Origin of the sequence: Streptomyces sp. NBC_00443 (assembly GCF_036014175.1) — a bacterium.
Lineage (GTDB): Bacteria > Actinomycetota > Actinomycetes > Streptomycetales > Streptomycetaceae > Streptomyces.
Genome location: NZ_CP107917.1, coordinates 921,343 through 944,264, shown reverse-complemented (window position 1 = coordinate 944,264; position 22,922 = coordinate 921,343). Strand labels below are relative to the sequence as shown.

The window sequence follows — 22,922 nt, the reverse complement described above, 5'->3', positions numbered from 1 at the left end:
ATGCGCCTTCGTGCACGTCCAGGTTGACTTTCCGGACGTCACCTTGAAGCGTGGGCTTCATGATTGACCTGCGCCGACTGCACGTACTGAGGGCCGTGGCGCACTACGGCACGGTCACCGCGGCCGCCCGCGCCCTGCACTTCACCCCGTCCGCCGCCTCCCAGCAGATCCGTCAGCTGGCCCGCGACCTGGGCGTCGACCTCCTCGAACCCCAGGGCCGCGGGGTGCGCCTCACCGCGGCGGCCGAGAGCCTGCTCGCACACGCGGACGCGATCGCGGAGCGCTGGGAGGCGGCCGAGCTCGACCTGCGCGCCGAGTACAGCGCCCCCGCCGGGCAACTGCGCGTCAGCGGCTTTCCGATGGCCGTGTCGGTGCTGCTGGCGCCGATGGCCGTACGGATGCGGGAGCGGCATCCGCAGCTGACCGTACGGATCCGGGAGACGGGTGTACCGGAGAGCTTCGATCTGCTCTTCGAGGGGAGGTCGACCTGGCCGTGGTGGAGGTGACCCCGCACAACCCGCCGCTGAGCGACGCGCGCTTCGACCAGCAGCCGCTGCTGGACGACCCGTACGACCTCGTCGTCCCCGACGACCATCCGCTGGCCGGACTCGGGCGCGTCGACCTCGCGGAGGCGGCGCACGAGGACTGGATCGCGCCGGTGCCGGAAAGTCCCTGCCGCCCGCATGTGATGTCGGCGTGCGGGGCGGCCGGGTTCACCCCGGACGTGATCCATCACGCGCTGGACTGGAACGTCACCGCCCACCTGGTCGCGAACCGGCTCGGCGTCGCCCTGATCCCACGGCTGGCCCAGCTGACCCCGCAGCTACCGATCACCCGGGTCCGCTGCGTCGGCGACCCGCACCGCAAGGTGCTGACCTGTACTCGCCGGGGCTGCCGGGAGCGGCCGGCGGTGGCGGCGGCGCTGGAGGAGCTGCGGGGGCTGGCGTCGACGGCGGTGGCGTGACGCGGGAGGAGGGGGGACGTGCGAGGAGGGGCCGGGCATGCGAGGAGGGGCCGGAGCGCTCGGCTCCCGCCCCTCCTTCAGGGCCTCGGGTCAGGTCAGGCCGCGACGACCTCGCCCGCGTGCCCGTGGACGCGCGCGATGACCTCGGTCAGCTGCGCGGCGACCTCGGCGTCGTCGACCGGGTGGGTCTCGGCGAAGCGGGTCACGGAGCCGGGGATGGACAGCTTGACGTCCTCCAGCACCTTTCCGCCGGCGATGCCCACGGCCTTGCGGGTCTCGTCCTGCGCCCACACGCCGCCGTACTGGCCGAACGCGGTACCGACCACGGCGACCGGCTTGCCGCCGAAGGCGCCGGAGCCGTAGGGGCGGGACAGCCAGTCGATGGCGTTCTTCAGCACGGCCGGGATGGTGCCGTTGTACTCGGGGAGAAGAGCAGGAAGGCGTCCGCGGCCTGCGCGGCCTCACGCAGCTTGGCCGCCGTGGCGGGGACGCTTCCCTCGACGTCGATGTCCTCGTTGTAGAAGGGGACGTCGGCCAGGCCCTCGAAGAGCACGACCTCAGCGCCCTCGGGGGCGAGCTTGACGGCCGCCTCGGCCAGCTGACGGTTGTGCGAACCGGCGCGAAGACTGCCGACGAGCGCGAGGATGCGAACAGACATGCGAACTCCAAGGGTGCTGAAACACTGCCGTTACGATCCGGACCGAGGTCCGTTTATTTTCTAGCACCTTAACCGGACCGCGGTCCAGTTTCATTCCCGATGCTTTACCCTGGCTTCATGTCCGCCGTACTGCCGCCGTTCCCGCAGTCTCAGGAGCCCGAGGGCAAGCCCCAGCTGCTGGAGGTCGGCTCCGCCCCCGACGAGCCCTGCCTGCGCGCCGACGCGGCCCGCAACCGCGCCCGGCTGCTGGAGGCGGCGACGAAGCTGATCGCGGAGCACGGGGCGGCCGGGGTCACCATGGAGGCGGTGGCCGCGGCGGCCGGCGTGGGCAAGGGCACGGTCTTCCGCCGCTTCGGCGACCGCACCGGCCTGCTGACCGCGCTGCTGGACCACTCCGCGCGGAAGCTGCAGGCCGACTTCATCGGCGGGCCGCCGCCGCTGGGTCCGGGCGCGCCGCCGGTGGAGCGGCTGCGGGCCTTCGGTGTCGCGGTGCTGTACCGCGCGGCCGAGCAACTGGACCTGCAACTGGCCGCGCAGCCGGAGCCGACGCGCCGCTTCGCCCACCCCTCGTACCGGGCGCTGCACACCCACGTCGCGATGCTGCTGCGGCAGATCACGCCGGATGCCGACTGCGATCTCCTCGCCCAGACGCTCATGGCGTATCTCGACCCCGGCCTCGTCCACCACCTGACCAAGCAGTGCGGTATGCCCATGGAGCGGCTGGAGCACGGCTGGTCCGACCTGGTCACCCGCGTGACGCGCACCGAGGCGTGACCGGGCGGGGACCCTAACCTGAGCGCTACGCACAGGTTCTGCAAGGATGCGGTACGTCATGGTGCAGATACCGAAAACGCCCGCGCCCGCTCTGCCCGCACAGCGCTCGGTACCCACGAGCGCCGATGTGGCCCGCCTGGCCGGCGTCTCGCGCGCGACCGTCTCCTACGTCCTCAACAACACCAGCGCCGTCCGGATCAGCGAACCCACCCGCCGCCGCGTCCACGAGGCCGCGAAGGAGCTCGGGTACGTCCCGCACGCGGCCGCCCGCAGCCTGCGCGCCGGGCACAGCCGGATGGTCCTGATGCCTGCCCCGAGCTTCCCCGTCGGCTCCCTGTACGGCCGATTCCTCAGCGAGCTCCAGATGGCGCTCGGCCGCCTCGACTACACCGTCGTGCAGCACGGCAGCGTCGGTCTGCACGGTGACGAGGCCGCCCGCGCCTGGGCCGAGCTGCGCCCCGTCGCGGTCCTGTTCTCGGGCTCCGGCCTCGGCCCGAAGGGCGTGACGGTCCTCAAGCGCTCCGGCGCCCGGGCCGTGGTCTCGCTCGGCCCCGAGTCCGTCGACGGCGCCCACGCCCTGCTCATGGACTACGAGGCCGTGGGGTACCGCGCGGGCCGTCACCTCTACGACCGCGGCAGGCGCCGAGTCGGCGTCGTCGTCCCCGAGGAGGACGGCCTGGAGTCCTTCTCCACGCCACGTCTGGAAGGGGTGCGCCGCGCCCTGCACGGCACGGACGCCACCGTGACCGAGCTGCCCCTCGCCCATGACGAGGAGTCCGCCGCGCGGCTCGCCCGCAGCTGGCGCGACCGCGGCCTCGACGCCGTGTTCGCCTACAACGACGAGTACGCGATGCTCCTGATGCGCGCCCTGCAGGACGAGGGCGTCCGCATCCCCGCCGACACGGCCGTCATCGGCGCCGACGACCTGATGCTCGGACGGCTGCTGCGGCCTAGGCTGAGCACGGTCCACATCGAACTGCCCTCCGGCCGCGACCTTGCGGAGCTGGTCGACCACGCGGTGCGCGACCCCGGCGCCGCACCCCAGACGCACAAGGTGCTGGGAGCGACGGTCGTGCACCGCGAGTCCAGCTGAGGCAGCCGGCGTCCGGCCGACGTACCGTCGAAGCCAGGGAGGCGTGGAATGCGCACGACGGTCGGCATCATCGGCGGCGGCCCCGCCGGGCTCCTCCTCGCCCGCCTGCTGCACCGCGCGGGCATCGACTGCGTGGTCCTGGAGAGCAGGACGCGCAGTTACGTCGAGCAGCGCCAGCGGGCCGGAATGCTGGAGCAGGGCACGGTGGACGCGCTGCACGAGGCCGGCGCCGCCCAGCGGCTGGAGGCGGAGGGCCTGGTGCACCAGGGCATCGAGCTGCGCTTCGACCGTGAACGCCACCACCTCGACTTCCCCGCCCTCACCGGCGGCCACACGGTCACCATCTACGCCCAGACCGAGATCGTGAAGGACCTCGTCGCGCTCCAACTCGCCGACGGACCACCGCTGTTGTTCGAGGCCGAGGCGCTCGCCGTCGAGAAGCCGGAGAGCGCCACGCCCGTCATACGGTTCCTGCGCGAGGGCCGCGAGCAGACGCTGACCTGCGACTGGGTCGCCGGCTGTGACGGTTTCCACGGCATCTCCCGCGCCACCCTCCCGGCCGGGATCGGAAGCTCGTACGCGCACGACTATCCGTACTCCTGGCTCGGCATCATGGCCGAAGTGCCGCCGTCCGGCGACGAGTTGATCTACGCGCGCGGTGAACGCGGCTTCGCGCTGCACAGCATGCGCTCCTCGTCCGTCTCCCGGCTCTACCTCCAGGTCCCGGTCGGCACCGATCCCGGCGACTGGCCCGACGACCGCGTCTGGGACGAACTCGCCGCCCGCTTCGCGATCGACGCCGACTGGACCCTGAACCGTGGGCCCATCACCGCCAAGTCCGTGACCTCGATGCGTAGTTACGTCCATGAACCGATGCGCCACGGGCAGCTCCTGCTCGCCGGCGACGCCGCCCACATCGTCCCGCCGACGGGTGCCAAGGGACTCAACCTCGCCGTGTCGGACGTCCGGGTCCTGGCCCGTGCCCTCATCGAGCGGTACCGCACAGGGAACACACAACTCCTCGACAGCTACTCCGAGTTGTGCCTCCGGCGGGTGTGGCAGGCGACCCGTTTCTCCGACGACATGACTAGGATGTTGCACGCTCAACCAGACGGGGATGCGTTCGACCACCGGATGCAGCTCGCACGTCTGCGCCGGATCACCGCATCCCGTCACGCCGCCGCCGAACTGGCGGCGAACTACTCGGGACTTCCGCTCCCCCTGTGAGTCCCGCCGGTGATCGAACGGAGAGTCGCACATGCCGTTGCTCGACCCCAAGGCCTGGCAGTCCCACCCCCTGTCGGGAGACGAGTACACCGTCACCGAGCCCGCCACCGGCGACCCGCTCGGCACCGTCACCCTGGCCACCGCCGAGGACGTCGCCCCGGCCGCCGAAGCCGCCCGCGCCGCCCAGACCGAGTGGGCCCGCGTCCCGCACTTCGTGCGCGCCGGGGTGCTGCGCAAGGCCGGTGACCTGTTCGCCGCGCACGCCGACGAGCTGCGCGAATGGCTGGTCCGCGAGTCCGGGTCGATCCCCGGCAAGGCCGACTTCGAGCTGCACGTGGCCTCCCAGGAGTGCTACGAGGCCGCCGCACTCGCCTCCCGCCCGGCCGGGCAGGTCCTGCCCAGCGAGGCGCCCCGGCTGTCGTACACGCGCCGGGTTCCCGCGGGTGTCGTCGGCGTGATCGCGCCGTTCAACGCCCCGCTGATCCTGTCCATCCGCTCCGTCGCCCCGGCCCTCGCGCTCGGCAACGCGGTCGTGCTGAAGCCGGACCCGCGCACGGCGGTCTGCGGCGGGCTGTCGCTTGCCGCGATCTTCGCGGAGGCCGGTCTGCCCGAGGGGCTGCTGCACATCCTGCCGGGCGGCGCGGAGGCGGGCCAGGCGCTGGTCGCCGACCCCCGAGTGCCCGTCATCTCCTTCACCGGGTCCACGGCCGCGGGCCGGGCCGTCGGCGAGGCCGCCGGACGTCATCTCAAGCGGGTCCACCTGGAGCTGGGCGGCAACTCCGCCCTGATCGTGCTGGAGGACGCCGACCTCGACGCGGTGATCTCCACCGCCGCCTGGGGCTCCTTCTTCCACCAGGGCCAGATCTGCATGACGACCGGCCGTCACCTGGTCCACCAGTCGCTGTACGAGGAGTACGTCGAGCGCCTGGCGGCCAAGGCGGACGCCCTCGCCGTCGGCGACCCGCACCGCGCCGAGGTCCACCTCGGCCCGCTCATCGACTCCGGTCAGCTGGGGAAGGTGCACGGCCTCGTCGAGGCCAGTACGGCCCGGGGAGCCAAGCTCGCCGCGGGCGGCAGCCACGAGCAGCTGTTCTACCGGCCGACCGTGCTCGCCGGCGTCGACGACGCGACCCCCGCGTACACCGAGGAGGTCTTCGGGCCCGTCGCGCCGGTACGCCCCTTCACCACCGCCGACGAGGCCGCCGCCCTCGCCGCGGCGGGCTCCTACGGCCTCTCCCTGGGCATCGTCACCAGGGACGCCGCCCGGGGCCTCGACCTGGCCGAGCGCATCCCGACCGGCATCGTGCACATCAACGACCAGACCGTGAACGACGAGGCCGTCGCGCCCTTCGGCGGAATCGCCGCCTCCGGCACCGGCGCCCGGTTCGGCGGCGAGGCCAACCTGGACGCGTTCACCGACGTGCGCTGGACGACGGTGCGTGGTGACGTGGCGGCGTACCCCTTCTAGAGCAGCGCCTCACTGGCCGTTCTGGTCAGCCTGCTCCTGCTGGGCGGCGACAGCCTTTTGGACCTCGTCCATGTCAAGCTTGCGGGCCTGCCCGATGACGTCCGCCAGGGCGGCCTCGGGCAGGGCACCCGGCTGCGCGAACACGGCGACACGGTCACGGACGATCATCAGCGTCGGGATCGACTGGATACCGAAGGCGGCGGCAAGCTCCGGCTGCGCCTCGGTGTCGACCTTGCCGAACACGAGGTCGGGGTTCTCCTCGGCGGCCTTCTCGTAAACGGGGGCGAACTGACGGCACGGCCCGCACCAGGACGCCCAGAAGTCGATCAGGACGAACTCGTTGTCCGTGACCGTCTCATCGAAGTTCTCCTTGGTGAGCTCCACGGTGCTGCTCATGGCGTTTTCCCTCTTCCTGGTGTCGGGGCGGTGCCGTCGGCGTCAACAGGGCCGTACGGCCGCGTATTCCGCGCGCGTACCCGTGTGGCCACTGCGCACACCACCCGTAAGACTGACCACATGACGGAAACGGATTCCAACGTGTACGACGTCGTGGTGGTCGGAGCCGGACCGGTGGGGGAGAACGTGGCCGACCGCACCCGTGCGGCCGGTCTGACCACCGCGGTGGTGGAGAGCGAGCTGGTCGGCGGGGAGTGCTCGTTCTGGGCGTGCATGCCCAGCAAGACACTGCTGCGCCCGGTCATCGCCCAGGCTGACGCCCGCCGCCTGCCGGGCCTCAGCGACTCGGTACAGGGCCCCCTCGACGCGGCCGCTGTCCTCGCCCGGCGCAACGAATTCACCTCGAACTGGAACGACGACGGCCAGGTCCAATGGCTGGCCGGCATCGGCGCCGACTTCCACCGCGGCCACGGCCGCCTCACCGGACCCCGCACGGTGGAGGTGACCGGGCCCGACGGCGCACGCCAGTTGCTGACCGCCCGGCACGCCGTCGCCCTGGCCACCGGCACCCGCGCCATGCTCCCCGACCTGCCCGGACTCGCCGAGGTCAGGCCGTGGACCAGCCGCGAGGCCACCAGCGCCCAGTCCGTGCCCGGCCGGCTGGTCGTGGTCGGCGGGGGAGTGGTCGCCACCGAGATGGCCACGGCCTATCAGGCCCTCGGCTCCGGCGTCACGCTCCTCGTGCGCGGCAAGGGCCTGCTCAACCGCATGGAGCCCTTCGCCGGCGAGATGGTCGCCGAGGCGCTCACCGAGGCCGGCGTCGACGTCCGCACCGGCACCTCGGTCGAGTCGGTGACCCGTGAGAACGGCACGGTCGTGGTCGTCACCGACAACGGCGGCCGTATCGAGGCCGACGAGATCCTCTTCGCGACCGGGCGCGCCCCGCGCACCGACGACCTCGGCCTGGACACCGTCGGCCTCACGCCCGGTTCCTGGCTGGAGGTCGACGACAGTCTGCGCGTCACCGGCAGCGAGTGGCTGTACGCGGTGGGGGACATCAATCACCGTGCCCTTCTCACCCATCAGGGCAAGTACCAGGCCCGTATCGCGGGCGCGGCCATCGCCGCCCGCGCCTCCGGAGTCCCGCTCCTGGAATCCGACCCGTGGGGCGCCCATTCGGCCACCGCCGACCATGCCGCCGTCCCCCAGGTCGTCTTCACCGACCCCGAGGCCGGCTCCGTGGGCCTCTCCCTGGCCGAAGCGGAACAGGCCGGTCACCGCGTCCGCGCCGTCGACTACGACCTCGCCTCGGTCGCGGGGGCGTCCGTGTACGCCGAGGGCTACAAGGGCCGTGCCCGCATGGTCGTCGACCTGGAGCGCGAGATCCTGCTCGGCGTCACGTTCGTCGGCCCCGGCATCGGTGAGCTCATCCACTCGGCGACGATCGCGGTCGTCGGGCAGGTGCCGATCAGCAGGCTGTGGCACGCGGTTCCGTCATATCCGACGATCAGCGAGGTGTGGCTGCGGCTGCTGGAGTCGTACCGCGACAACTGACGTACTCAGTCGGGCAGTTCGAAGCCGAGGGCCCGCGCCGCCTCGCCCGGGGAGGGCTGTGCCCAGAGCTCGGCCATCGCCTGGTTCGAGGAGAGTGAACGCAACTCGGCCCGGTCCAGGTAGAGCACGCCGTCGAGGTGGTCCGTCTCGTGCTGCACGATACGGGCGGGCCACCCCGTGAAGACCTCGTCGACCGCGTGCCCGTGCTCGTCCTCGCCGGTCAGCCGCACCTCGGCCGGCCGGGCCACCACCGCCTGATAGCCCGGCACGCTCAGACAGCCCTCGAAGAACGCGGCACGGTCGCCACCGACGGGCTCGTACGACGGGTTCACCAGCACCCGGAACGGCTGCGGCACCCGCCCGCGCACCAGCCGCACAGCCTCCGGCACCGGCGCCGGGTCCTCGATCACCGCGATCCGCAGCCCCACGCCGACCTGCGGCGCGGCGAGGCCGACGCCCGGTGCCGCGCGCATGGTGACCCGGAGCGCCTCGACGAAGCGGGACAGCAGCGCCGGGTCCAGCTGGCCGTCGAAGCGCTCGGTGGGGCGCCGCAGCACCGGGTCGCCGGCCGCCACGATGGGCAACGGTCCCTCGGTGGCCAGGAGTTGCTCGACCTGCTCGGCCAAGGGGGCGCGCTCGTTCGGAAGTGCCATCGCGCCAGCATGCCACGGCACCCACGCCGCTCGCCGACTCCCGTGTGACGCACGCCACTTAACACGCCTGGAACTCGACGGCCCCTTCGTCCGACTACTGGACCACAGCAGCACCGAAGGAAACGTCCCCACTCCCCGTCCCACCCCCGGAGAAGCCGCCGATGTCCACCGCTCCCGCCACCACCACGGAGGAGGCGACGCAGCCCGACGCCCCGGCGTCGCCGCCCCGCAGATGGGCACCGCTGCGCCCGCTGATTCTGCGTCTGCACTTCTACGCCGGAGTGCTCGTCGCGCCGTTCCTGCTCGTCGCCGCGGCCACCGGCTTCCTGTACGCCGGAGCATTCCAGGCCGAGAAGATCGTGTACGCCCACGAGATGTACGTCCCGGTCGGTGACGCGAAACTGCCGATATCCGAGCAGGTCGCCGCCGCGCGCAAGGCCCACCCCGAGGGCACGGTCTCGGCGATACGACCCTCCCCGGCCGACGACGAGTCGACCAGGGTCATGCTGTCCGGCGTCAAGGGCGTCGACGCCGAGCACGCGCTGGCCGTGTTCGTCGACCCGTACACCGCCGAGGTACGCGGCGCCCTGGAGCAGTACGGCTCGACCGGCGCGCTGCCCCTGCGCACCTGGATCGACGAGTTCCACCGCGACCTGCACCTCGGTGAGACCGGCCGCTACTACAGCGAGCTCGCCGCCAGCTGGCTGTGGGTGATCGCGGCCGGCGGCCTGGTGCTGTGGTTCTCCCGCCGCCGCGCCCTGCGCAAGGTGCGGGGCACCAGCGGGCGCCGCCGCACGCTAGGCCTGCACGGCACCGTCGGCGTCTGGGCCGCGATCGGGTTCATCTTCCTCTCGGCGACCGGCCTCACCTGGTCGGCCTACGCCGGTGCCAACATCGACGAACTGCGCACCTCCTCGGCCAGGCCACGCCGTCCATCTCGGCGACGGCGGGCGGCGAACACGGGGGTCACGGCAGCGCCGCCGGCACGGGTGGCAGCGGCGAGCACGGCGTGGGCCTCGACAAGGTGCTGGCGTCCGCCCGCGCCGAGGGCCTTGGCGATCCCGTGGAGATCGTGCCGCCCGCCGACGACTCGTCCGCGTACGTGGTGCGGCAGGTGCAGCGCACCTGGCCGACGAAGCAGGACTCGGTCGCCATCGACCCGGCCGGCGGCGAGGTCGTCGACGTGCTGAGGTTCGCCGAATACCCGGTGCTCGCCAAGCTGACCCGCTGGGGCATCGACCTGCACACCGGGGTCCTCTTCGGTCTGGTCAACCAGATCGCCCTCATGGCGCTCGCGCTCTCGCTGATCCTGCTGATCGTGTGGGGCTACCGCATGTGGTGGCAGCGCGGCCGCGGCTCCGCGTTCGGCCGGCCGATCCCACGCGGCGCCTGGCAGCAGGTGCCCCCGCAGATCCTGGTCCCGCTGGTGGCGGTCGTCGCCGTGGTCGGCTACTTCGTGCCGCTGCTCGGCATCTCGCTGGCCGCGTTCGTCGTCGTGGATGTCGTCCTCGGCGAGGTGGCCCATCGGCGGGACAAGCGAGGGCCCGCGGAAGTGAACTAGGCAGCCGGGAAGCCGGCCGCAAGAGCCGACGGACGGCCGCAAGAGCCGACGGACGAGACGAGGGGCCCGGTTCCGAGAGGGAACCGGGCCCCTCGTCTCGATGTCGCAAAGAGCTGCTACTCGACCCTGCTCAGAGCTGCTCGAAGTCACCCGCGAGCGCCGAGGCGAGGCGCAGATGCGGCTCCGCCTCCTCGTCCCGGCCCTGCCGTTGCAGGGTGCGGCCCAGCATCAGCCGGGCGTAGTGCTCGACCGGGTCGCGCTCGACGACGATCCGCAACTCGCCCTCCGCTCGCCGCAGTTGGGCCGAGTGGTAGTAGGCGCGCGCCAGCAGCAGCCGGGGCCCGGTCTGCTCCGGCACCTCCTCGACCAGCTTGCCCAGGACGCGCGCAGCGGCGGCGTAGTCCTTGGCGTCGAAGAACATCCGCGCACGCTCCCAGCGCTCGGCCGGTGCTCCGTGGTCGTAGTACGTCGTGTCCACTCGTGACCTCCTTCGAGGCCGTCAACGGAGCCCAGTGGTTCAATATTCCACTACTTGACGCGGGGTGCCGGGGCTACCCGTTCATGGCGGCGAGCTCGGCGTCGGCCCGCTCGGTGATGAGGGTCAGTACGCGCCCGGCGGCGGCCAGATCCTCCGTGGGGATGCCGGCGTAGACCCGGGCGGAGATGGGAGCGGTCTCGGCGGAGGTCCGCTCGTACAACTCCCGTCCGGCCTCCGTGATCCGAACCTGGGACGGCTCCTGCGGGGCCAGCAGCTGCGCGACGATCAGCTCGTCGACCACGGAGTGGGCCTGCGCGGCGTCGATCTTCAGCGCGCCGACGACGCTGTCGACGAGGCGGTCGCGCTCGACGGGTCCGTCGGCGACGTTGACGAGCCGGAGGGTGACGGACTGCTGGAACGTCGCGCCGTGGCGGGCCAGTACACGCTCGAGAAGCGCGCGGCTCGCGTAGTGGGCCAGAGCTATGACGCGGGGGTCGAGCAGGGGAGTGGTGGTGGTCATGACTGCTCCTTGTCGGACTCGCTGTCTGGGGCAAGCAGGTCAAGCGGTGCGTCGAGCAGGACCGCGAGGTCACGGGTGAATTCCCGCGCCCGCGCGCTGTCCAGGCCGCCGAGGGGTGCCAGCAACTGCTGCAGGAGCCCGTGCACGACCTCGATCGCCTGCCGGGTCCGCTCCCGGCCCTGCTCGGTCAGCGCCAGCTGCACCGCGCGCGGGTCACGGGGGTCCCGGGTGCGTTCGAGGAGGCCGGCGCTCTCCAGGGCGCGCGCCAGCTTGGACACGTACAGCGCCTCCAGCCCGGTGTGGTCGGCCAGGCGCCGCTGGCTGGGGCGCTCTCCGTGGCGCTGCATGCCGTACAGCGAGGCCACCAGCGCGTACTGCGCGTGGGTGAGCCCCAGCGGGGCCACGGCTCGGTCGACCGCGACCCGCCACTTCGTGGACAGGCGCCACACCAGGAAACCGGGCGTGGCTTTCTCGGAACCCTTGCTCATGCCAATACAGTACATGGCTACTATATCCATGGCTACTATTTTCTCAACGGCATCCGGACAGCGCAGGGTGACGGACTGACGTGATGGCCCGGACAGGGCTAGTTTGGGCGCCATGAGCAATCTTGATCGCGAGGCGGTGCCTGCCATCTGCGGCGGCCGCGGTTTCGTCGTGGCAGAGCCCGTACGCGAACTCCTCAGCCCTCGCCGCGTCAAGCTCGGCGAATCCACCGAAGTCCGCCGCCTGCTGCCCAACCTGGGCCGGCGCATGGTCGGCGCCTGGTGCTTCGTCGATCACTACGGTCCCGACGACATCGCCGACGAGCCCGGCATGCAGGTGCCGCCGCACCCGCACATGGGTCTGCAGACGGTGAGCTGGCTGCACGAGGGCGAGGTGCTGCACCGGGACTCCACGGGCAGCCTCCAGACGATCCACCCGCGCGAGCTGGGCCTGATGACCTCCGGCCGGGCGATCAGCCACTCCGAGGAGAGCCCGAAGTCCCACGCCCGCCTCCTGCACGGCGCCCAGCTGTGGGTCGCCCTCCCGGACGGCCACCGCCACACCGACCCGCACTTCGAACACCACGCTGACCTGCCGGTCGTCACGGCGCCGGGCCTGCGGGCCACGCTGATCCTCGGCGGCCTCGACGGCGCGACCTCACCCGGCACGACGTACACCCCGATCGTCGGCGCCGACCTCACCCTGTCGCGCGGCGCGGACGTACGCCTCCCCCTGGAGCCGGACTTCGAGTACGCCGTCCTGTCCATGTCGGGCGAGGCCCACGTGGACGGCGTGCCCGTACTCCCTGGCTCCATGCTCTACCTCGGCTGCGGCCGCACCGAACTCCCGCTGCGCGCCGAGTCGGACGCCGGCCTGATGCTCCTCGGCGGCGAGCCGTTCGAGGAGGAGCTGATCATGTTCTGGAACTGGATCGGGCGGACGCAGGAGGAGATCGAACAGGCGCGTCGGGACTGGATGGAAGGCTCGCGGTTCGGGGAGGTGAAGGGGTACGACGGTGCCCCCTTGCCCGCACCGAACGTACCGCCGGTGCCGTTGAAACCGCGGGGAAGGGTGCGCTGACCTGCGGGAACGCGTCTGCGTTGGTGGCCGTCGGGCGGAAGGTCGGCGGGTAATTCTCGCCATCTTCCACCTGCCTGCCGGAAGGCGTCCGAACAGCCGGCTGGCTCAGGCCGGTGCGGTTGGCGATTCCACAGTGTGGCTGTCTGGGGGCGGCTTTGGCAGGACTCTTGCTGACCTAATGCTGACTTTGCTGACGCCTCATCAGGCTCGGATGGAGGGCTCTTTTCCCAGCTTCGGCGCTTACGTAGGCGTTTGCAGGTTCGGTGGTGTCCGGACCGATGCTGACCTGGCTGGCGGTTGAGTCAGGCGTTGCGGAAGGGCAGCGTCGCTCACACTGCCGCCTTGTGGAGATTCCACAATTTCCGATGTCACCGCTATCTGTCCGCAGCGCAGCTAGTGTCCGATCCGAAATGCGCTGCGCTGGAGGCCGAGCAGTGTGTATGCGGCGTCCTGGACGCTGTCGGTGGCCGCGTGGGCCATTCCGGCGGAGAAGCGTCGGCTTCCCTGGCGGGTGGTGAGGTACGGAGCGGTGGAGTTTCCGTCGCCGGCGAAGGCTGTGAGCCCTGCGGCGGAGGTTCGTGCGAGGACGTGACGGAACCATCCGGAGAGTTCCGGGGTGACGTGAACACCGGGTTCCACGGGTGCCCCCTTCCTTGGTGGTTGGTAGCGAGTTCTGAGGCCAACGCCGCAGGTACGAGTCGAGCGACGGGCGCACGCAAGTACGCATGGGTGCGCACCGTTGGCGTCACACGGCCAGCCCCGGATGACCGCAGGAGGCAGATCCTGAAGACGTCCGAGAGGGGGGCTGGAACTGCTGAATGGGGCCAACCGGCAGCGTGGTGCGTCCTTCGAGGGGCGGTTCACCGACTGGGACGACGCTGATTTGGTGCAACTGACCGCGGCTCCTCGAACCACGGCAGAGATGTTGGTTCGAGGCGCCGTCATCGACCTGCCCGACACCGACACAGCCTGGACAGTTACTGCCACTTGGGTTCAGCCCACCGTCTGCGACGTCGAGGTCGTCGCCTTTACGCTCGACGGGAATGAACAGGTGCCAGGGCCAGGCGACGAGGACTTCGTCTTCTACGGCGCACCCGAGCACCCGGAGGGCACCGTAAGGCTTGCCGTGGACGGCCCGACTGAGTAGGCCGTCACCGCGGATTTGGAGCGTATGCCGCTGGAAATCCGCAGGGTAGTCATTGCCGCCGCAACCACCGAGCGCACGATGATCCTCGCCGAGATCTACCGCCGTGGCGATGGCTGGTGGCTGCGTGCCGTTGGGCAGGCTACGACCATGGTCTGGCCGACCTGGCCCGGGGGTACAGCGTCGACGTGAGCGAATGACCCTGCCGGCCCCGCGTTGTGTGTGGGTTGCGGGCGAATGTGCAGTGGATGCCGGATACCGCCCCGAGCTCAGACTCGTCTGACGAGCCGGGGCGGGGCGGAACTGTTCACGTGGATGGGCCGTCAGGCGCCGCTCGTCCTTGGTCCAAGTGGCGGATGGGTCGCCCTGACACGGTCGAGCACAGGGTGGTGCACGGCCACACGAGAGGCGCCGATCGAGGCCGGCTGGTCCGCATAGTTGCTGGTGGTCGGCACCAGGGGACGTGGCGGGTTCGCCGGGCTGCTCCACGGCTCGGTCAGTCAGGCTCTGATGCATCACGCCCATTGCCCGGTCGCGGTCGTGCGGGGAGCGGGCGCGCACCACCGAGGGCGTCCGTCGCGGGACCAAGCACCTGCTGGATGAGACGGCAGCCCGTCGCCAGAAAGCTGCCGAGGGCCGGGCGGTGCTGTGATCCCGTAACGGCTGCCCGTGACGGCTGTATGCCGTGAGCGGCGTCTGGTCAGTGGTCCTGGGGGCTGTGTTCCGGCGCCTCCTGGTGGTCGGGGCAGTCGGGGTTGTGGCAGGGGCGCGGACCCCACACGGGCACGAAGATTCCTAGCGTCTTGTGCCGCGTCTTGATGGTCATCTCCAGGGGGTGCTTGCAGACCGGGCACACAGGCGTCCCCCGGGGACTGGTATCATGCTCGGCTTTGCTCATTCTTTAACAATAGGCTCTGTGGTTCGAGAAGGGGACAGGCCGCGTGCTGTCATCGCGCGGTGCTGATCAGTGTGCCGGTCGCGGTGGATCATCCGGCTGCTGGTCCTGCTCGGCATCTGCCCCGTCGAGTCCGGGGTTCTCGGGTGCGGCGTCGGGCGCGGAGGGTACTCGCTCTTCCCGAGCGGCGGGGGGCAGGCGGAGTGGGGCGGGTCGTCGCAGGCTGAATACGACGGATGCCGCCAGAACGACAACGATGACCGCGAGGCTGATCGGCGAGGGGATTTCTGGGATGCTGGGGCTGATCAGCTTGTGGGAAGCCTGGAGAATGAGCTTGACCCCGATGAAGGCCAGGATGATCGCGAGGCCCTTGTTGAGGTAGTGGAAGCGGTCCAGTAGTCCCGCCAGCATGAAGTACAGGGCGCGCAAGCCGAGGATGGCGAAGGCGTTGCTCGTGTAGACGATGAAGGCGTCGTCGCTGACGGCGAGGACGGCGGGGACGCTGTCGACGGCGAAGATCAGGTCTGCCGCCTCGATCGCGGCGACTACCGCGAGGAGCGGCGTGGCCACGCGTTTGCCGGCCTCTTTGACGAAGAACTTCGTGCCGGCGTATTCGTCCCGAACCGGGATGACCCTGCGGAGCATCCGCAGGGCGAAGCTCTTGCCGGGATCGAAGCTCTCTTCTTCGTCCTTGAGGAGCTTGTAGGTGCTGTAGAAGAGGACGGCGGCGAAAGCGAACAGCACCGCGGTGAAGCGGCTGACGACGGCGACCCCGAGGGACAGGAAGATCCCGCGGAAGACGAGGGCGCCCATCACGCCGAAGAACAGGACCCGGTGCTGGTAGGCGCGGGGTACCTTGAAGTAGGCGAAGATCACCGCGAAGACGAACAGGTTGTCCACCGACAGGCTCTTCTCCAGCAACCAGGCGGTGGTGTACTCGGTGCCGGCCGTCGTACCGAGGACGAGGAAGACAACGCCCGCGAAGATCAACGCGAGACTCACCCACAGGGCGCTCCAGGCGGCGGCTTCCTTGAAGCCGATGACGTGCGCGGTGCGGTGGGCCAGCAGGTCCACCGTCAGCGACACCACCACTGTCGCGGCGAAGGCTCCCCACAGCCAGAACGGGACCTCAAGCACAAGCGGTCACCTTCTCCGCATCCCATGCCGATACGGGCCCCTGTATCAGAGTCTGCGGCATTTCGCCGCACTGGGCGACACCGGTGGCATGGGACGCAGGCGGATCAGGCCGCGCGATTGCATGTAGCCGCCGGTCTTGTCGACGGCGATCTCCCACGCGCGCAGCGCCTCGACCTGCCGGGCGGCAGGATCGCCGCGACCCAGCCCGGCAGGTCGTTGATGACCACCTCGAGCATCCCGCACGCCAGCATCAGCGCGATGAGCGCGAGCACCTTCAGCCGCGCGCGTCTGTCGGCGCGGTACTCCCGCAAGATCACACCCGTCACGCCCGTCACACCCATGCCCCCGCCCCGCCCCGCCCCCGGTGGCCTACTTGGCGGCCCAGTAGCCCAAGTTGTTCCGGTTCCCCTCCGCCGCCCGGCGCGTCGCGTCCGGCGATCCCAGCAGACCGTACGGCAGATACCCGGACCGGACACCGAGGTCCCACCCATGGACCTGGACGGCGAGGCAGGCCAGGGCGAGGGTGCCAAGGGGGAGGAGGGACCGGGGCGCGGGATCACCGGCATCGGCCTCGACGCTCTCCCGGTATGCGACCAGCCGGGCGACGAGGGCGTCCTCGAAGGCGTGCTGGTCGTCGTCGAGGAGTACGCGGAGCAGCTGCTGGTCCGCGCTCAGCGCGTCGCCGACCTCGTCGAGCCGCCGGGCGGCCTCCGCGCGCTCCCCGGCGTCGGGCTTGCGCAGCGGAACCGTCGGCCAGTCGCGGGGCAGATGACCGGCCGCCTCGGTGAGATAGGGGCACAGGGCGTCCATGGCGGCGAGGTCGGCGGGGTCGGAGACTGAGGTGTACCGGTTGTAGGGCACGCCGTCACGGATGGCGGGCGCGTAGTCGCCGCGCAGCAGCAGCCCGGCGACCCGCTCCCAGTCCCACACATGCCCGCTGACGACACACATCTCGAACATGTCGAGCCAGGCCCGCGCGGTGGGCGCCTCCCTGACGACGTCCCGGAAGGTGATGGGCCCGTCCCCGAACTCGTCGTCGTCCGGGTCCGTGCTGATCCGCTCCCCGACGAGGGAGAACCGGAGTTCCTGGTCCCCGTCCGGGAAGCACATGATGCTCAGCACTCCGTGCACACACTCCGCGGCGGTGACGGCGACCGTGCCGGCCGCGGTGTCGAGCCTCGGCTCCGTCACCGTCCGCGCGGCGACATGGTCGAGCAGTTCGTAGGCCATGGCCCGGATCAGCGTCGGCGAGATGCTGCCGTACCGCAGCGAGTGCCACCGCGTGTAGGCCCGCCCGTCGATGTCGTCGAGCGCCTCGGCCAACCGCTGCTCGCCGACCTGATGGCCTGTCACTTCCCGCACGTGCCCCGTCCCTTCATGAACTCCACGACTGGACGAAGCACGTTATCAACGGGCACTGACAGCACTAGAGCGTTCTCTTTCGGATCACCTCGCCGACCAGATGAAGATGGCGGCGATCTGGAGTCCGGCGAGGTAGATGGCGGCGGTCTTGTCGTGTCGAGTGGCCAGACCGCGCCATTGCTTGAGCTTGTTGACGCATCGCTCAATGGCGTTGCGCTGCTTGTACGTCTCGCGGTCGAAGGCCGGTGGGCGACCGCCGGATCGGCCTCGCTTCTTGCGCTTGGCGATTTGGTCGGAGGGTTGGGGGATCACCGCCCGGATCCCGCGCTGGCGGAGATGCGTGCGGATCGCGCGGGACGAGTAGGCCTTGTCGGCCAGGACCGCGTCCGGCGTAGCCCTGGGGCGGCGAGCCCGGGGCCCGCGTTGGGGAGGCTGGACGCCCCGTCGCGGGCCCGTTGTCGGTCACGGTGGGGTTGGAAGATGGCGTGCCAGCTCGGTCAACTCGGCTGGAGTCGTCGTGGGCATGCACGACCACTCCTCGTGCACCGCCTCGGCCAAGCGGTGCTCGTCGCCGGTCAACCCCTCCGCCGCCAGCCACCGCAACTGCTCCAGGAGCGCGGACCGCACCGCGGAATCCCGGGACTCCGCGGCCCGGCAGGTGAGCAGATGGGCGGTGCTGGAGGGGCTGGGCGGGAGCGATGCAGCGAGCGACCGGGCCGTCCGCCGCGAGCTTTCGCGCTCGCTGTCCGACATGGACGAGCGCAGTACCGTACGTAGCAGGCGGTGCAGTTGGATGGTTCCGGTGCGATGGTCGATACGGGCCAGGGCATGGCGGTTGATCGCGCGTACGGCCCGAGAGACCGCCAGGGAGTCGTCCGTCGTCGAGTGGCAGCCGTCACGGTGGCGGAACACCGACGTCGGAACCGGTTCGGGAGCCAGCCAGGCGAGGGCATGGAGTAGCTCCAAGGCTGTGGGGTTCTCGTCCTGCAGCCGGTCCAGGGAGAGGTTCCATGCCGCGCTGACGCTGAGTTGGTAGTCGTAAGGCGGTGTCTCGTCGAGCAGCGCCGTCAGCTTCCGTTGGAACAACGCGAGATACTCGCCTATCGGCATCCCCGTCTCCAATAGCCAGACGGACGCCTGCTCCAAGGCGAGAGGCAGGTCGCCCAGGGTCTCGGCCAGCACGTCGGCCTCGCGCTCGTCGAGGTGGGGGTTGCGGCGGCGCATCAGTGCCATGCTCTCCTCGCGACGGAACACGTCGACCTCCATCGTCCGTGCGACATGCGCCCACTGCGACGAACGCGCGGTCACCAGCACGGCTCCCGGGCCGCCGAGAGGGAGGAAGGGCCGGACCTGTTCGACGGACTCGGCGTTGTCGAACACCAGCAGCCACCGCTGCCGCAGGTCCCCGGCGCGCAGCGCTTCCCGGACGGCGGGCACCGCGTCGCGGCGGGCGGTCTCGGGCGCGAGCGGCAGGCCCAGCACCGTGGCCAGGTCGTGGAAGTCCGAGAGCATCGTTCCGGGCCGCTCGGCCCGGATCCACCAGACGAGGTCGTAGTCGGAGTTGTGGCGGTAGACGTATTCGACGGCTAGTTGGGTTTTGCCGACACCGCCCAGGCCCGTCAGCACATGGGCCGTCTCCATCGAACGGTCGGGGGCCAAGAGGCCGTGCATGGTCCCCAGCAGGGCCTGCCTACCGGTGAAGTGCACGTTGCGGGGAGGCACTGCACCCCAGATCGTGGACGCGAGACGTGGCTCGGGCAGAGGGCGGGGCACCGGAGACAGTGCTGGCGCGTTCAACCCGAGGGCAACCGATTCCACGGCCGGGTGAACTGGTCCGGAGATTGCGGTCTGTGGCCACTCGCTGCGGACAGTGGAGCCCTGCGCCTCCCGAAGCGCCGCCTGGGTGCGCCTTACGGTGGCGTTGTAGGGGCCCGACAATGCCCTCAGTACCGTGGCCGCGAGCACGACCGACTCCCGGTTGCCGTCGGTGATCTCGGGTACCTGCGGCTCCCGGCCGTCGAGTGTGTAGATCAGGAAGCGCTGTCCGTCGCTCCACTGCTCAACGGGCATGGAGTGGCTCACCGTGCGCACGACCTGGGTGGTGTCCAGGAGGGTGCCGTGGGCGAGCAGTTCCTCCCGCACACCCGGCTTGAAGTCGAACGGGAAGTGGGTCTGGTCTGCTTCGGCCGTACGCTCGCCCGGCTCCGGTATGTATCGCAGCAGGCCACCGGCGAGCAGTTCGCCCAGATGTTCCGGCCCGGAGTTCGGCAGCACCAGCCGCACGGTATGGAGGGTCAGCGGCACCGGGGCGAGGCGGACGGCGAGCCGGAACGCCGTCAGCGACAGGACGGCTTGGGCGCGCCGCACGAGGTCCGCGCCCGTGACATGGGGAGGGGCGGGTGAGGGCGGGGCCGGGGGTGTCTCACGGGTCGCCGTCATCACGGGCAGCAGCTCCGTGGCTCTGACGCTCCTGCCGGCCATCAGCCGGGCCCATCGGTGCAGCCCGCCGCCGTCGATCTCCAGCACCGGCACCGGGACTTGCGGCTGCTCCAGATCCCCGGGTTCCCGCAGGTCGGGTAGTCGCAGGCCGTCATCGGACCAGTACAGGGCCTCGTTGCTCGCGGGTGCGGCATGGGCGCGCAGGCGCAGACGCACCGGGGTGGTGGACACCGCGGTGACAGGCCAGAGCCGGGACGGCATCACGTGCAGCACGGCCAGCGCCTGCGACCGGCCGAGGTGGTGCAGCAGGGGCGTCACGGTGCCCGCGAGCCAGGCGGGACCGAGCCCGTCGGTCAGAACCAGGATGAGCCTGCTGCGCGCCGGCGCACTGAGGGCAAGGGGGTGGACATCACGGGTGCGTGAACGGAGCCTCGGCACGGTGGGCGCGCCATCCGGCATGGATCCGTCCCCGGGGCCGGTGCTCAACTGGACCGTGCGCACGGACCGGAAGACTCCGATACGGGCGAGTAGTTCGGTGAATAGCGCTCGATGGTGTCCCATATCAGCGCGGTTGTGCGCTGAGCAGGCATGCGGCCTCCAGGCTGGGGAACATCGGCGGCCCATTGCATAGTGACCCGCGAGCCGGTCCTCCCGCCACGCGAGGCCTGGAACTGCCACTCGGGCGCGGCAGTGCGGCGCAGGCTGACAGTAATGGCGAAGGCTGACAGTAATGTCGTCGCCATGACTGACAATTCGCTGCGTTCTGTCACCATCGAGCGAGCCGGCCGGGGCCGGTTCACCGCGACCAATGCCCGCGGGGGCACGCTGAGCTTCGGCACCGGCGGCGGTGCCGACTTCACGCCGGTCGAGTTGTTCCTCGCGGCGATCGGCGGCTGCACCGCGGCCGACGTGGAGGTCGCCACGAGTCGTCACGAGGAACCGACCACGTTCTCCGTCACCGTGACCGGCAGCAAGGTCGAGGACGAGAGCGGCAACCGGATGTCGGACCTCGAGGTCACCTTCTCTGTCGCGTTCCCGGACGGGCCCTCAGGGGAGCGCGCCCGCACCATCCTGCCCCGAGCCGTGAAGACCTCGCACGACCGGCTCTGCACGGTCAGCCGCACCGTCGAGGCGGGCGCACCGGTCCGTGTGACCGTGTCCGACGGGACTGACGGCGCCTGAGGTCCGACTGCCCGTCCCACGGCGGCCAACCCAGTGCCGTTCACCTCGTCGTGGGCAGCGGCAGAGCATCCGTGTACCCGTTCACCGGCCGGGCGACCTTCGTGACGGTACGGGCGTCGAGCGCGACCGGTGCGGAGGTCGTGCCCAGGGTTCCGCCGCTGTGCCAGGTTCCCGTGACGGACACCCAAGTGTCGGCGGGCAGGTCCCGGGCCCCATGGATCCGTACCTTGACGGACTGGGCGTCTGCCGCGCAGCAGCTGAGAATGAGCCGTGTCAGATACCAGCCGTCCCCCTCCGGGCCGGGCGTGACGAAACCGGTCAACAGGACGCTGCGTTCCTTGATGCCCTGCTCGTGGTCCTGCTGCACGCGGCTGGTGAACTCGGTGAGGGTCAGGGGGACCGGCGAGGTCGTGGGTAGCGGATCGAAGTCGTCCCGTTCCTCCACCGTCTTGGAGGGTTCGCGGGAGGCGGTGTACGCGCCGAGGGCGGGAGGGGCGTAGAAGAGCAGGCTCAGGGCAGGCAGGAGCAGCAACCAGGCAACGCGGGGCACGGAGGTGTGGCCGTGGTGGTGGCCGTCGCGGTCGTGGTCTTCATCGGCTTCGCCGGCCCCGTCGTCCCTGCCGCGCCTCCAGTACGACACCGTCTCCGCCGCTGCCAGGAGGAGCAGGAGGACTCCCGACGCGATCAGGAGCGGCCGCATTCCCTCCTTGACGTACCTGAGGTACAGGTCGGTGAGGAGCGAGGCATGCAGCACGCCGAGGCCGCTCAGGAAGAGCAGGGACACCTGGAAGAGTCGTCTCACAGCAGCAGTTCTCCGATCAGCACGCTGCACAGGACCGCCACGACCGTCGTGGCGGCAGAGAAACGGACCGCGAAGGCCCGGCCGAACGTGCCCGACTGAAGGGCGATCAATTTCAGGTCGACCATCGGCCCGACCACCATGAACGCCAAGCGCGCGAGGGGCGAGAAGCCGGTGAGCGAGGCCGCCACGAACGCGTCCGCCTCGGAGCACACCGAGAGCAGGATGGCGAGCCCGGCCAGGAAGACCACGGACAGCCAGACGGAACCGGAGAACGCCTCGAGTACCGAGCGCGGGACCGCCACGTTGAAGGTGGCCGCCGCCATGGCCCCGAGGACCAGAAAACCGCCCGCGTGCAGGAAGTCGTGCTGGAAACCGCGCCGGAACTCCGTCCAGCGGCTGTGCCCCGGCCGGTGCCCGGAGTGCCGCACGGCCGGCCGCAGCCATTCCTCGCGGCCGAACCGGAGCCACAGCCAGCCCATCACCGTGGCGGTGGCGAGCGAGGCGAGCAGCCGGGCCAGGACCATGGCGGGGTTGCCCGGGAAGGCGATGGCCGTGGCGGTCAGCACCACCGGGTTGACCGCTGGAGCCGACAGCAGGAACGCGAAGGCGGCGGCGGGGGTGACGCCCCGGCCGATCAGACTGTTCGCCACCGGTACCGACGCACACTCGCAGCCGGGCAGGACGACTCCGGCGGCGCCGGCGACCGGGACGGCGAGCGCGGGCCGCTTCGGCAGCACCCGGCTGAACACCCGCGCCGGCACGAACGCGCTGATGGCGCCGGACAGGGCCGTGCCCAGCAACAGAAACGGCAACGCCTGCACGGTGACGGCGAGACACACGGTCCGCCATGCCTGTACGGCCGGTGTCTCCAACCACCCGCCGCTCACGAAGAGGACCACGTCGAGAAGGAGGACTGCCCCAACCAGCAGGAGCATCCCGGAGCGGAGCCGTTCCCGTATCGGACTCTCGTCGTCCGTCTCGGCTACCGCCGCCGTCCCTGTCTCCTCGGTCCGTTGTTCTGTTCTCTGCACGCCCGCCCCGGATGCCTG

19 protein-coding genes and 7 pseudogenes are annotated in these 22,922 nt (G+C 70.6%); 11 read left to right on the top strand and 15 right to left on the bottom strand.

Annotation, left to right across the window (positions count from 1 at the left end; translation table 11 throughout):
• Nucleotides 1-59: 59 nt before the first annotated feature.
• Nucleotides 60-964 (top strand): annotated as a pseudogene (locus tag OHO27_RS04195) (LysR family transcriptional regulator).
• A gap of 95 nt (nucleotides 965-1,059) precedes the next feature.
• Here the strand turns inward: OHO27_RS04195 and OHO27_RS04190 are convergent.
• Nucleotides 1,060-1,622, bottom strand: a pseudogene (locus OHO27_RS04190) (NADPH-dependent FMN reductase).
• A gap of 99 nt (nucleotides 1,623-1,721) precedes the next feature.
• Here OHO27_RS04190 and OHO27_RS04185 point away from each other — a divergent pair.
• The 4 genes from OHO27_RS04185 to OHO27_RS04170 are packed head-to-tail and all read left to right on the top strand — an operon-like array spanning nucleotide 1,722 to nucleotide 6,184.
• Nucleotides 1,722-2,396 (top strand): TetR/AcrR family transcriptional regulator, encoded by a 675-nt coding sequence (locus OHO27_RS04185; RefSeq protein ID WP_328420401.1) that lies wholly within the window; start codon nucleotides 1,722-1,724, stop codon nucleotides 2,394-2,396.
• 58 nt (nucleotides 2,397-2,454) lie between these two features.
• A complete protein-coding gene (locus OHO27_RS04180) occupies nucleotides 2,455-3,489 on the top strand; it encodes a LacI family DNA-binding transcriptional regulator (RefSeq protein ID WP_328420399.1) in 1,035 nt (344 codons plus the stop codon).
• 48 nt (nucleotides 3,490-3,537) lie between these two features.
• Nucleotides 3,538-4,716, top strand: a complete 1,179-nt coding sequence (locus OHO27_RS04175; protein WP_328420397.1) for a 4-hydroxybenzoate 3-monooxygenase — start codon at nucleotides 3,538-3,540, stop codon at nucleotides 4,714-4,716.
• 31 nt (nucleotides 4,717-4,747) lie between these two features.
• On the top strand, nucleotides 4,748-6,184 hold the full coding sequence (locus OHO27_RS04170) for a benzaldehyde dehydrogenase (RefSeq protein WP_328420395.1): 1,437 nt from the start codon (nucleotides 4,748-4,750) through the stop codon (nucleotides 6,182-6,184).
• A gap of 9 nt (nucleotides 6,185-6,193) precedes the next feature.
• Here OHO27_RS04170 and trxA read toward each other — a convergent pair.
• A pseudogene (trxA, locus tag OHO27_RS04165) lies at nucleotides 6,194-6,586 on the bottom strand (thioredoxin); the annotation flags it as partial.
• 114 nt (nucleotides 6,587-6,700) lie between these two features.
• On the opposite strand from trxA, the gene OHO27_RS04160 reads away from it, so the two are divergent.
• Complete coding sequence (locus OHO27_RS04160) at nucleotides 6,701-8,134, top strand: dihydrolipoyl dehydrogenase family protein (RefSeq protein WP_328420393.1); 1,434 nt, start codon at nucleotides 6,701-6,703, stop codon at nucleotides 8,132-8,134.
• 5 nt (nucleotides 8,135-8,139) lie between these two features.
• On the opposite strand, the gene OHO27_RS04155 is transcribed toward OHO27_RS04160, so the two are convergent.
• Nucleotides 8,140-8,787, bottom strand: coding sequence for a peptide deformylase (locus tag OHO27_RS04155; RefSeq protein WP_328420391.1), 648 nt, complete (start codon nucleotides 8,785-8,787; stop codon nucleotides 8,140-8,142).
• Between the two features lie 161 nt (nucleotides 8,788-8,948).
• Between OHO27_RS04155 and OHO27_RS04150 the strand changes: the two are divergent.
• Nucleotides 8,949-10,348 (top strand): annotated as a pseudogene (locus OHO27_RS04150) (PepSY-associated TM helix domain-containing protein).
• Between the two features lie 130 nt (nucleotides 10,349-10,478).
• Here OHO27_RS04150 and OHO27_RS04145 read toward each other — a convergent pair.
• The 3 genes from OHO27_RS04145 to OHO27_RS04135 form a co-directional block, all read right to left on the bottom strand.
• Entirely contained in the window at nucleotides 10,479-10,826 is a 348-nt protein-coding gene (locus tag OHO27_RS04145; protein WP_328420389.1) for a tetratricopeptide repeat protein, read from the bottom strand.
• Nucleotides 10,827-10,899: 73 nt separating this feature from the next.
• Complete coding sequence (locus tag OHO27_RS04140; protein WP_328420387.1) at nucleotides 10,900-11,346, bottom strand: MarR family transcriptional regulator; 447 nt, start codon at nucleotides 11,344-11,346, stop codon at nucleotides 10,900-10,902.
• Complete coding sequence (locus tag OHO27_RS04135) at nucleotides 11,343-11,834, bottom strand: MarR family winged helix-turn-helix transcriptional regulator (RefSeq protein WP_328420385.1); 492 nt, start codon at nucleotides 11,832-11,834, stop codon at nucleotides 11,343-11,345. The genes OHO27_RS04140 and OHO27_RS04135 overlap by 4 nt, the downstream gene beginning before the upstream one ends.
• Nucleotides 11,835-11,946: 112 nt before the next feature.
• On the opposite strand from OHO27_RS04135, the gene OHO27_RS04130 reads away from it, so the two are divergent.
• The gene (locus OHO27_RS04130; RefSeq protein WP_328420383.1) at nucleotides 11,947-12,912 is read left to right on the top strand and encodes a pirin family protein; all 966 of its coding nucleotides are present in this window, start codon (nucleotides 11,947-11,949) and stop codon (nucleotides 12,910-12,912) included.
• Between the two features lie 393 nt (nucleotides 12,913-13,305).
• Here OHO27_RS04130 and OHO27_RS04125 read toward each other — a convergent pair whose 3' ends face one another.
• Nucleotides 13,306-13,551 (bottom strand): hypothetical protein, encoded by a 246-nt coding sequence (locus OHO27_RS04125; RefSeq protein WP_328420381.1) that lies wholly within the window; start codon nucleotides 13,549-13,551, stop codon nucleotides 13,306-13,308.
• 253 nt (nucleotides 13,552-13,804) lie between these two features.
• Here OHO27_RS04125 and OHO27_RS04120 point away from each other — a divergent pair.
• Together OHO27_RS04120 and OHO27_RS04115 are read left to right on the top strand one after the other, a co-directional pair.
• A pseudogene (locus tag OHO27_RS04120) lies at nucleotides 13,805-14,256 on the top strand (TerD family protein); the annotation flags it as partial.
• Between the two features lie 174 nt (nucleotides 14,257-14,430).
• Nucleotides 14,431-14,659, top strand: a pseudogene (locus tag OHO27_RS04115) (universal stress protein); the annotation flags it as partial.
• Nucleotides 14,660-14,756: 97 nt separating this feature from the next.
• Here OHO27_RS04115 and OHO27_RS04110 read toward each other — a convergent pair.
• The 6 genes and pseudogenes from OHO27_RS04110 to fxsT form a co-directional block, all read right to left on the bottom strand.
• On the bottom strand, nucleotides 14,757-14,882 hold the full coding sequence (locus OHO27_RS04110; protein ID WP_328420379.1) for a hypothetical protein: 126 nt from the start codon (nucleotides 14,880-14,882) through the stop codon (nucleotides 14,757-14,759).
• A gap of 138 nt (nucleotides 14,883-15,020) precedes the next feature.
• Nucleotides 15,021-16,088 (bottom strand): TerC family protein, encoded by a 1,068-nt coding sequence (locus OHO27_RS04105; RefSeq protein WP_328420377.1) that lies wholly within the window; start codon nucleotides 16,086-16,088, stop codon nucleotides 15,021-15,023.
• Between the two features lie 104 nt (nucleotides 16,089-16,192).
• On the bottom strand, nucleotides 16,193-16,414 hold the full coding sequence (locus tag OHO27_RS04100) for a hypothetical protein (protein WP_328430736.1): 222 nt from the start codon (nucleotides 16,412-16,414) through the stop codon (nucleotides 16,193-16,195).
• Between the two features lie 43 nt (nucleotides 16,415-16,457).
• Entirely contained in the window at nucleotides 16,458-17,450 is a 993-nt protein-coding gene (locus OHO27_RS04095) for an immunity 49 family protein (RefSeq protein WP_328420375.1), read from the bottom strand.
• 84 nt (nucleotides 17,451-17,534) lie between these two features.
• A pseudogene (locus OHO27_RS04090) lies at nucleotides 17,535-17,873 on the bottom strand (transposase); the annotation flags it as partial.
• 39 nt (nucleotides 17,874-17,912) lie between these two features.
• Entirely contained in the window at nucleotides 17,913-20,348 is a 2,436-nt protein-coding gene (fxsT, locus tag OHO27_RS04085; RefSeq protein ID WP_328420373.1) for an FxSxx-COOH system tetratricopeptide repeat protein, read from the bottom strand.
• 282 nt (nucleotides 20,349-20,630) lie between these two features.
• Here fxsT and OHO27_RS04080 point away from each other — a divergent pair, with 282 nt between their 5' ends.
• Complete coding sequence (locus tag OHO27_RS04080) at nucleotides 20,631-21,071, top strand: OsmC family protein (protein WP_328420371.1); 441 nt, start codon at nucleotides 20,631-20,633, stop codon at nucleotides 21,069-21,071.
• Nucleotides 21,072-21,111: 40 nt separating this feature from the next.
• Here the strand turns inward: OHO27_RS04080 and OHO27_RS04075 are convergent, their stop codons facing one another.
• Both OHO27_RS04075 and OHO27_RS04070 read right to left on the bottom strand, forming a co-directional pair.
• Nucleotides 21,112-21,873, bottom strand: coding sequence for a TIGR03943 family putative permease subunit (locus tag OHO27_RS04075; RefSeq protein WP_328420369.1), 762 nt, complete (start codon nucleotides 21,871-21,873; stop codon nucleotides 21,112-21,114).
• Nucleotides 21,870-22,904, bottom strand: coding sequence for a permease (locus OHO27_RS04070; protein ID WP_328420367.1), 1,035 nt, complete (start codon nucleotides 22,902-22,904; stop codon nucleotides 21,870-21,872). Before OHO27_RS04070 ends, OHO27_RS04075 begins: the two co-directional genes overlap by 4 nt.
• Nucleotides 22,905-22,922 lie beyond the last annotated feature (18 nt).

Bases quoted from the DNA above. Each gene is read 5' to 3' on its own strand.
- OHO27_RS04160 (WP_328420393.1), top strand. From the start codon at position 6,701: ATGACGGAAACGGATTCCAACGTGTACGACGTCGTGGTGGTCGGAGCC.
- OHO27_RS04140 (WP_328420387.1), bottom strand. From the start codon at position 11,346: ATGACCACCACCACTCCCCTGCTCGACCCCCGCGTCATAGCTCTGGCC.
- OHO27_RS04155 (WP_328420391.1), bottom strand. From the start codon at position 8,787: ATGGCACTTCCGAACGAGCGCGCCCCCTTGGCCGAGCAGGTCGAGCAA.
- OHO27_RS04175 (WP_328420397.1), top strand. From the start codon at position 3,538: ATGCGCACGACGGTCGGCATCATCGGCGGCGGCCCCGCCGGGCTCCTC.
- fxsT (WP_328420373.1), bottom strand. From the start codon at position 20,348: ATGCCGGATGGCGCGCCCACCGTGCCGAGGCTCCGTTCACGCACCCGT.
- OHO27_RS04185 (WP_328420401.1), top strand. From the start codon at position 1,722: ATGCTTTACCCTGGCTTCATGTCCGCCGTACTGCCGCCGTTCCCGCAG.
- OHO27_RS04180 (WP_328420399.1), top strand. From the start codon at position 2,455: ATGGTGCAGATACCGAAAACGCCCGCGCCCGCTCTGCCCGCACAGCGC.
- OHO27_RS04135 (WP_328420385.1), bottom strand. From the start codon at position 11,834: ATGAGCAAGGGTTCCGAGAAAGCCACGCCCGGTTTCCTGGTGTGGCGC.
- OHO27_RS04130 (WP_328420383.1), top strand. From the start codon at position 11,947: ATGAGCAATCTTGATCGCGAGGCGGTGCCTGCCATCTGCGGCGGCCGC.
- OHO27_RS04080 (WP_328420371.1), top strand. From the start codon at position 20,631: ATGACTGACAATTCGCTGCGTTCTGTCACCATCGAGCGAGCCGGCCGG.
- OHO27_RS04110 (WP_328420379.1), bottom strand. From the start codon at position 14,882: ATGACCATCAAGACGCGGCACAAGACGCTAGGAATCTTCGTGCCCGTG.
- OHO27_RS04170 (WP_328420395.1), top strand. From the start codon at position 4,748: ATGCCGTTGCTCGACCCCAAGGCCTGGCAGTCCCACCCCCTGTCGGGA.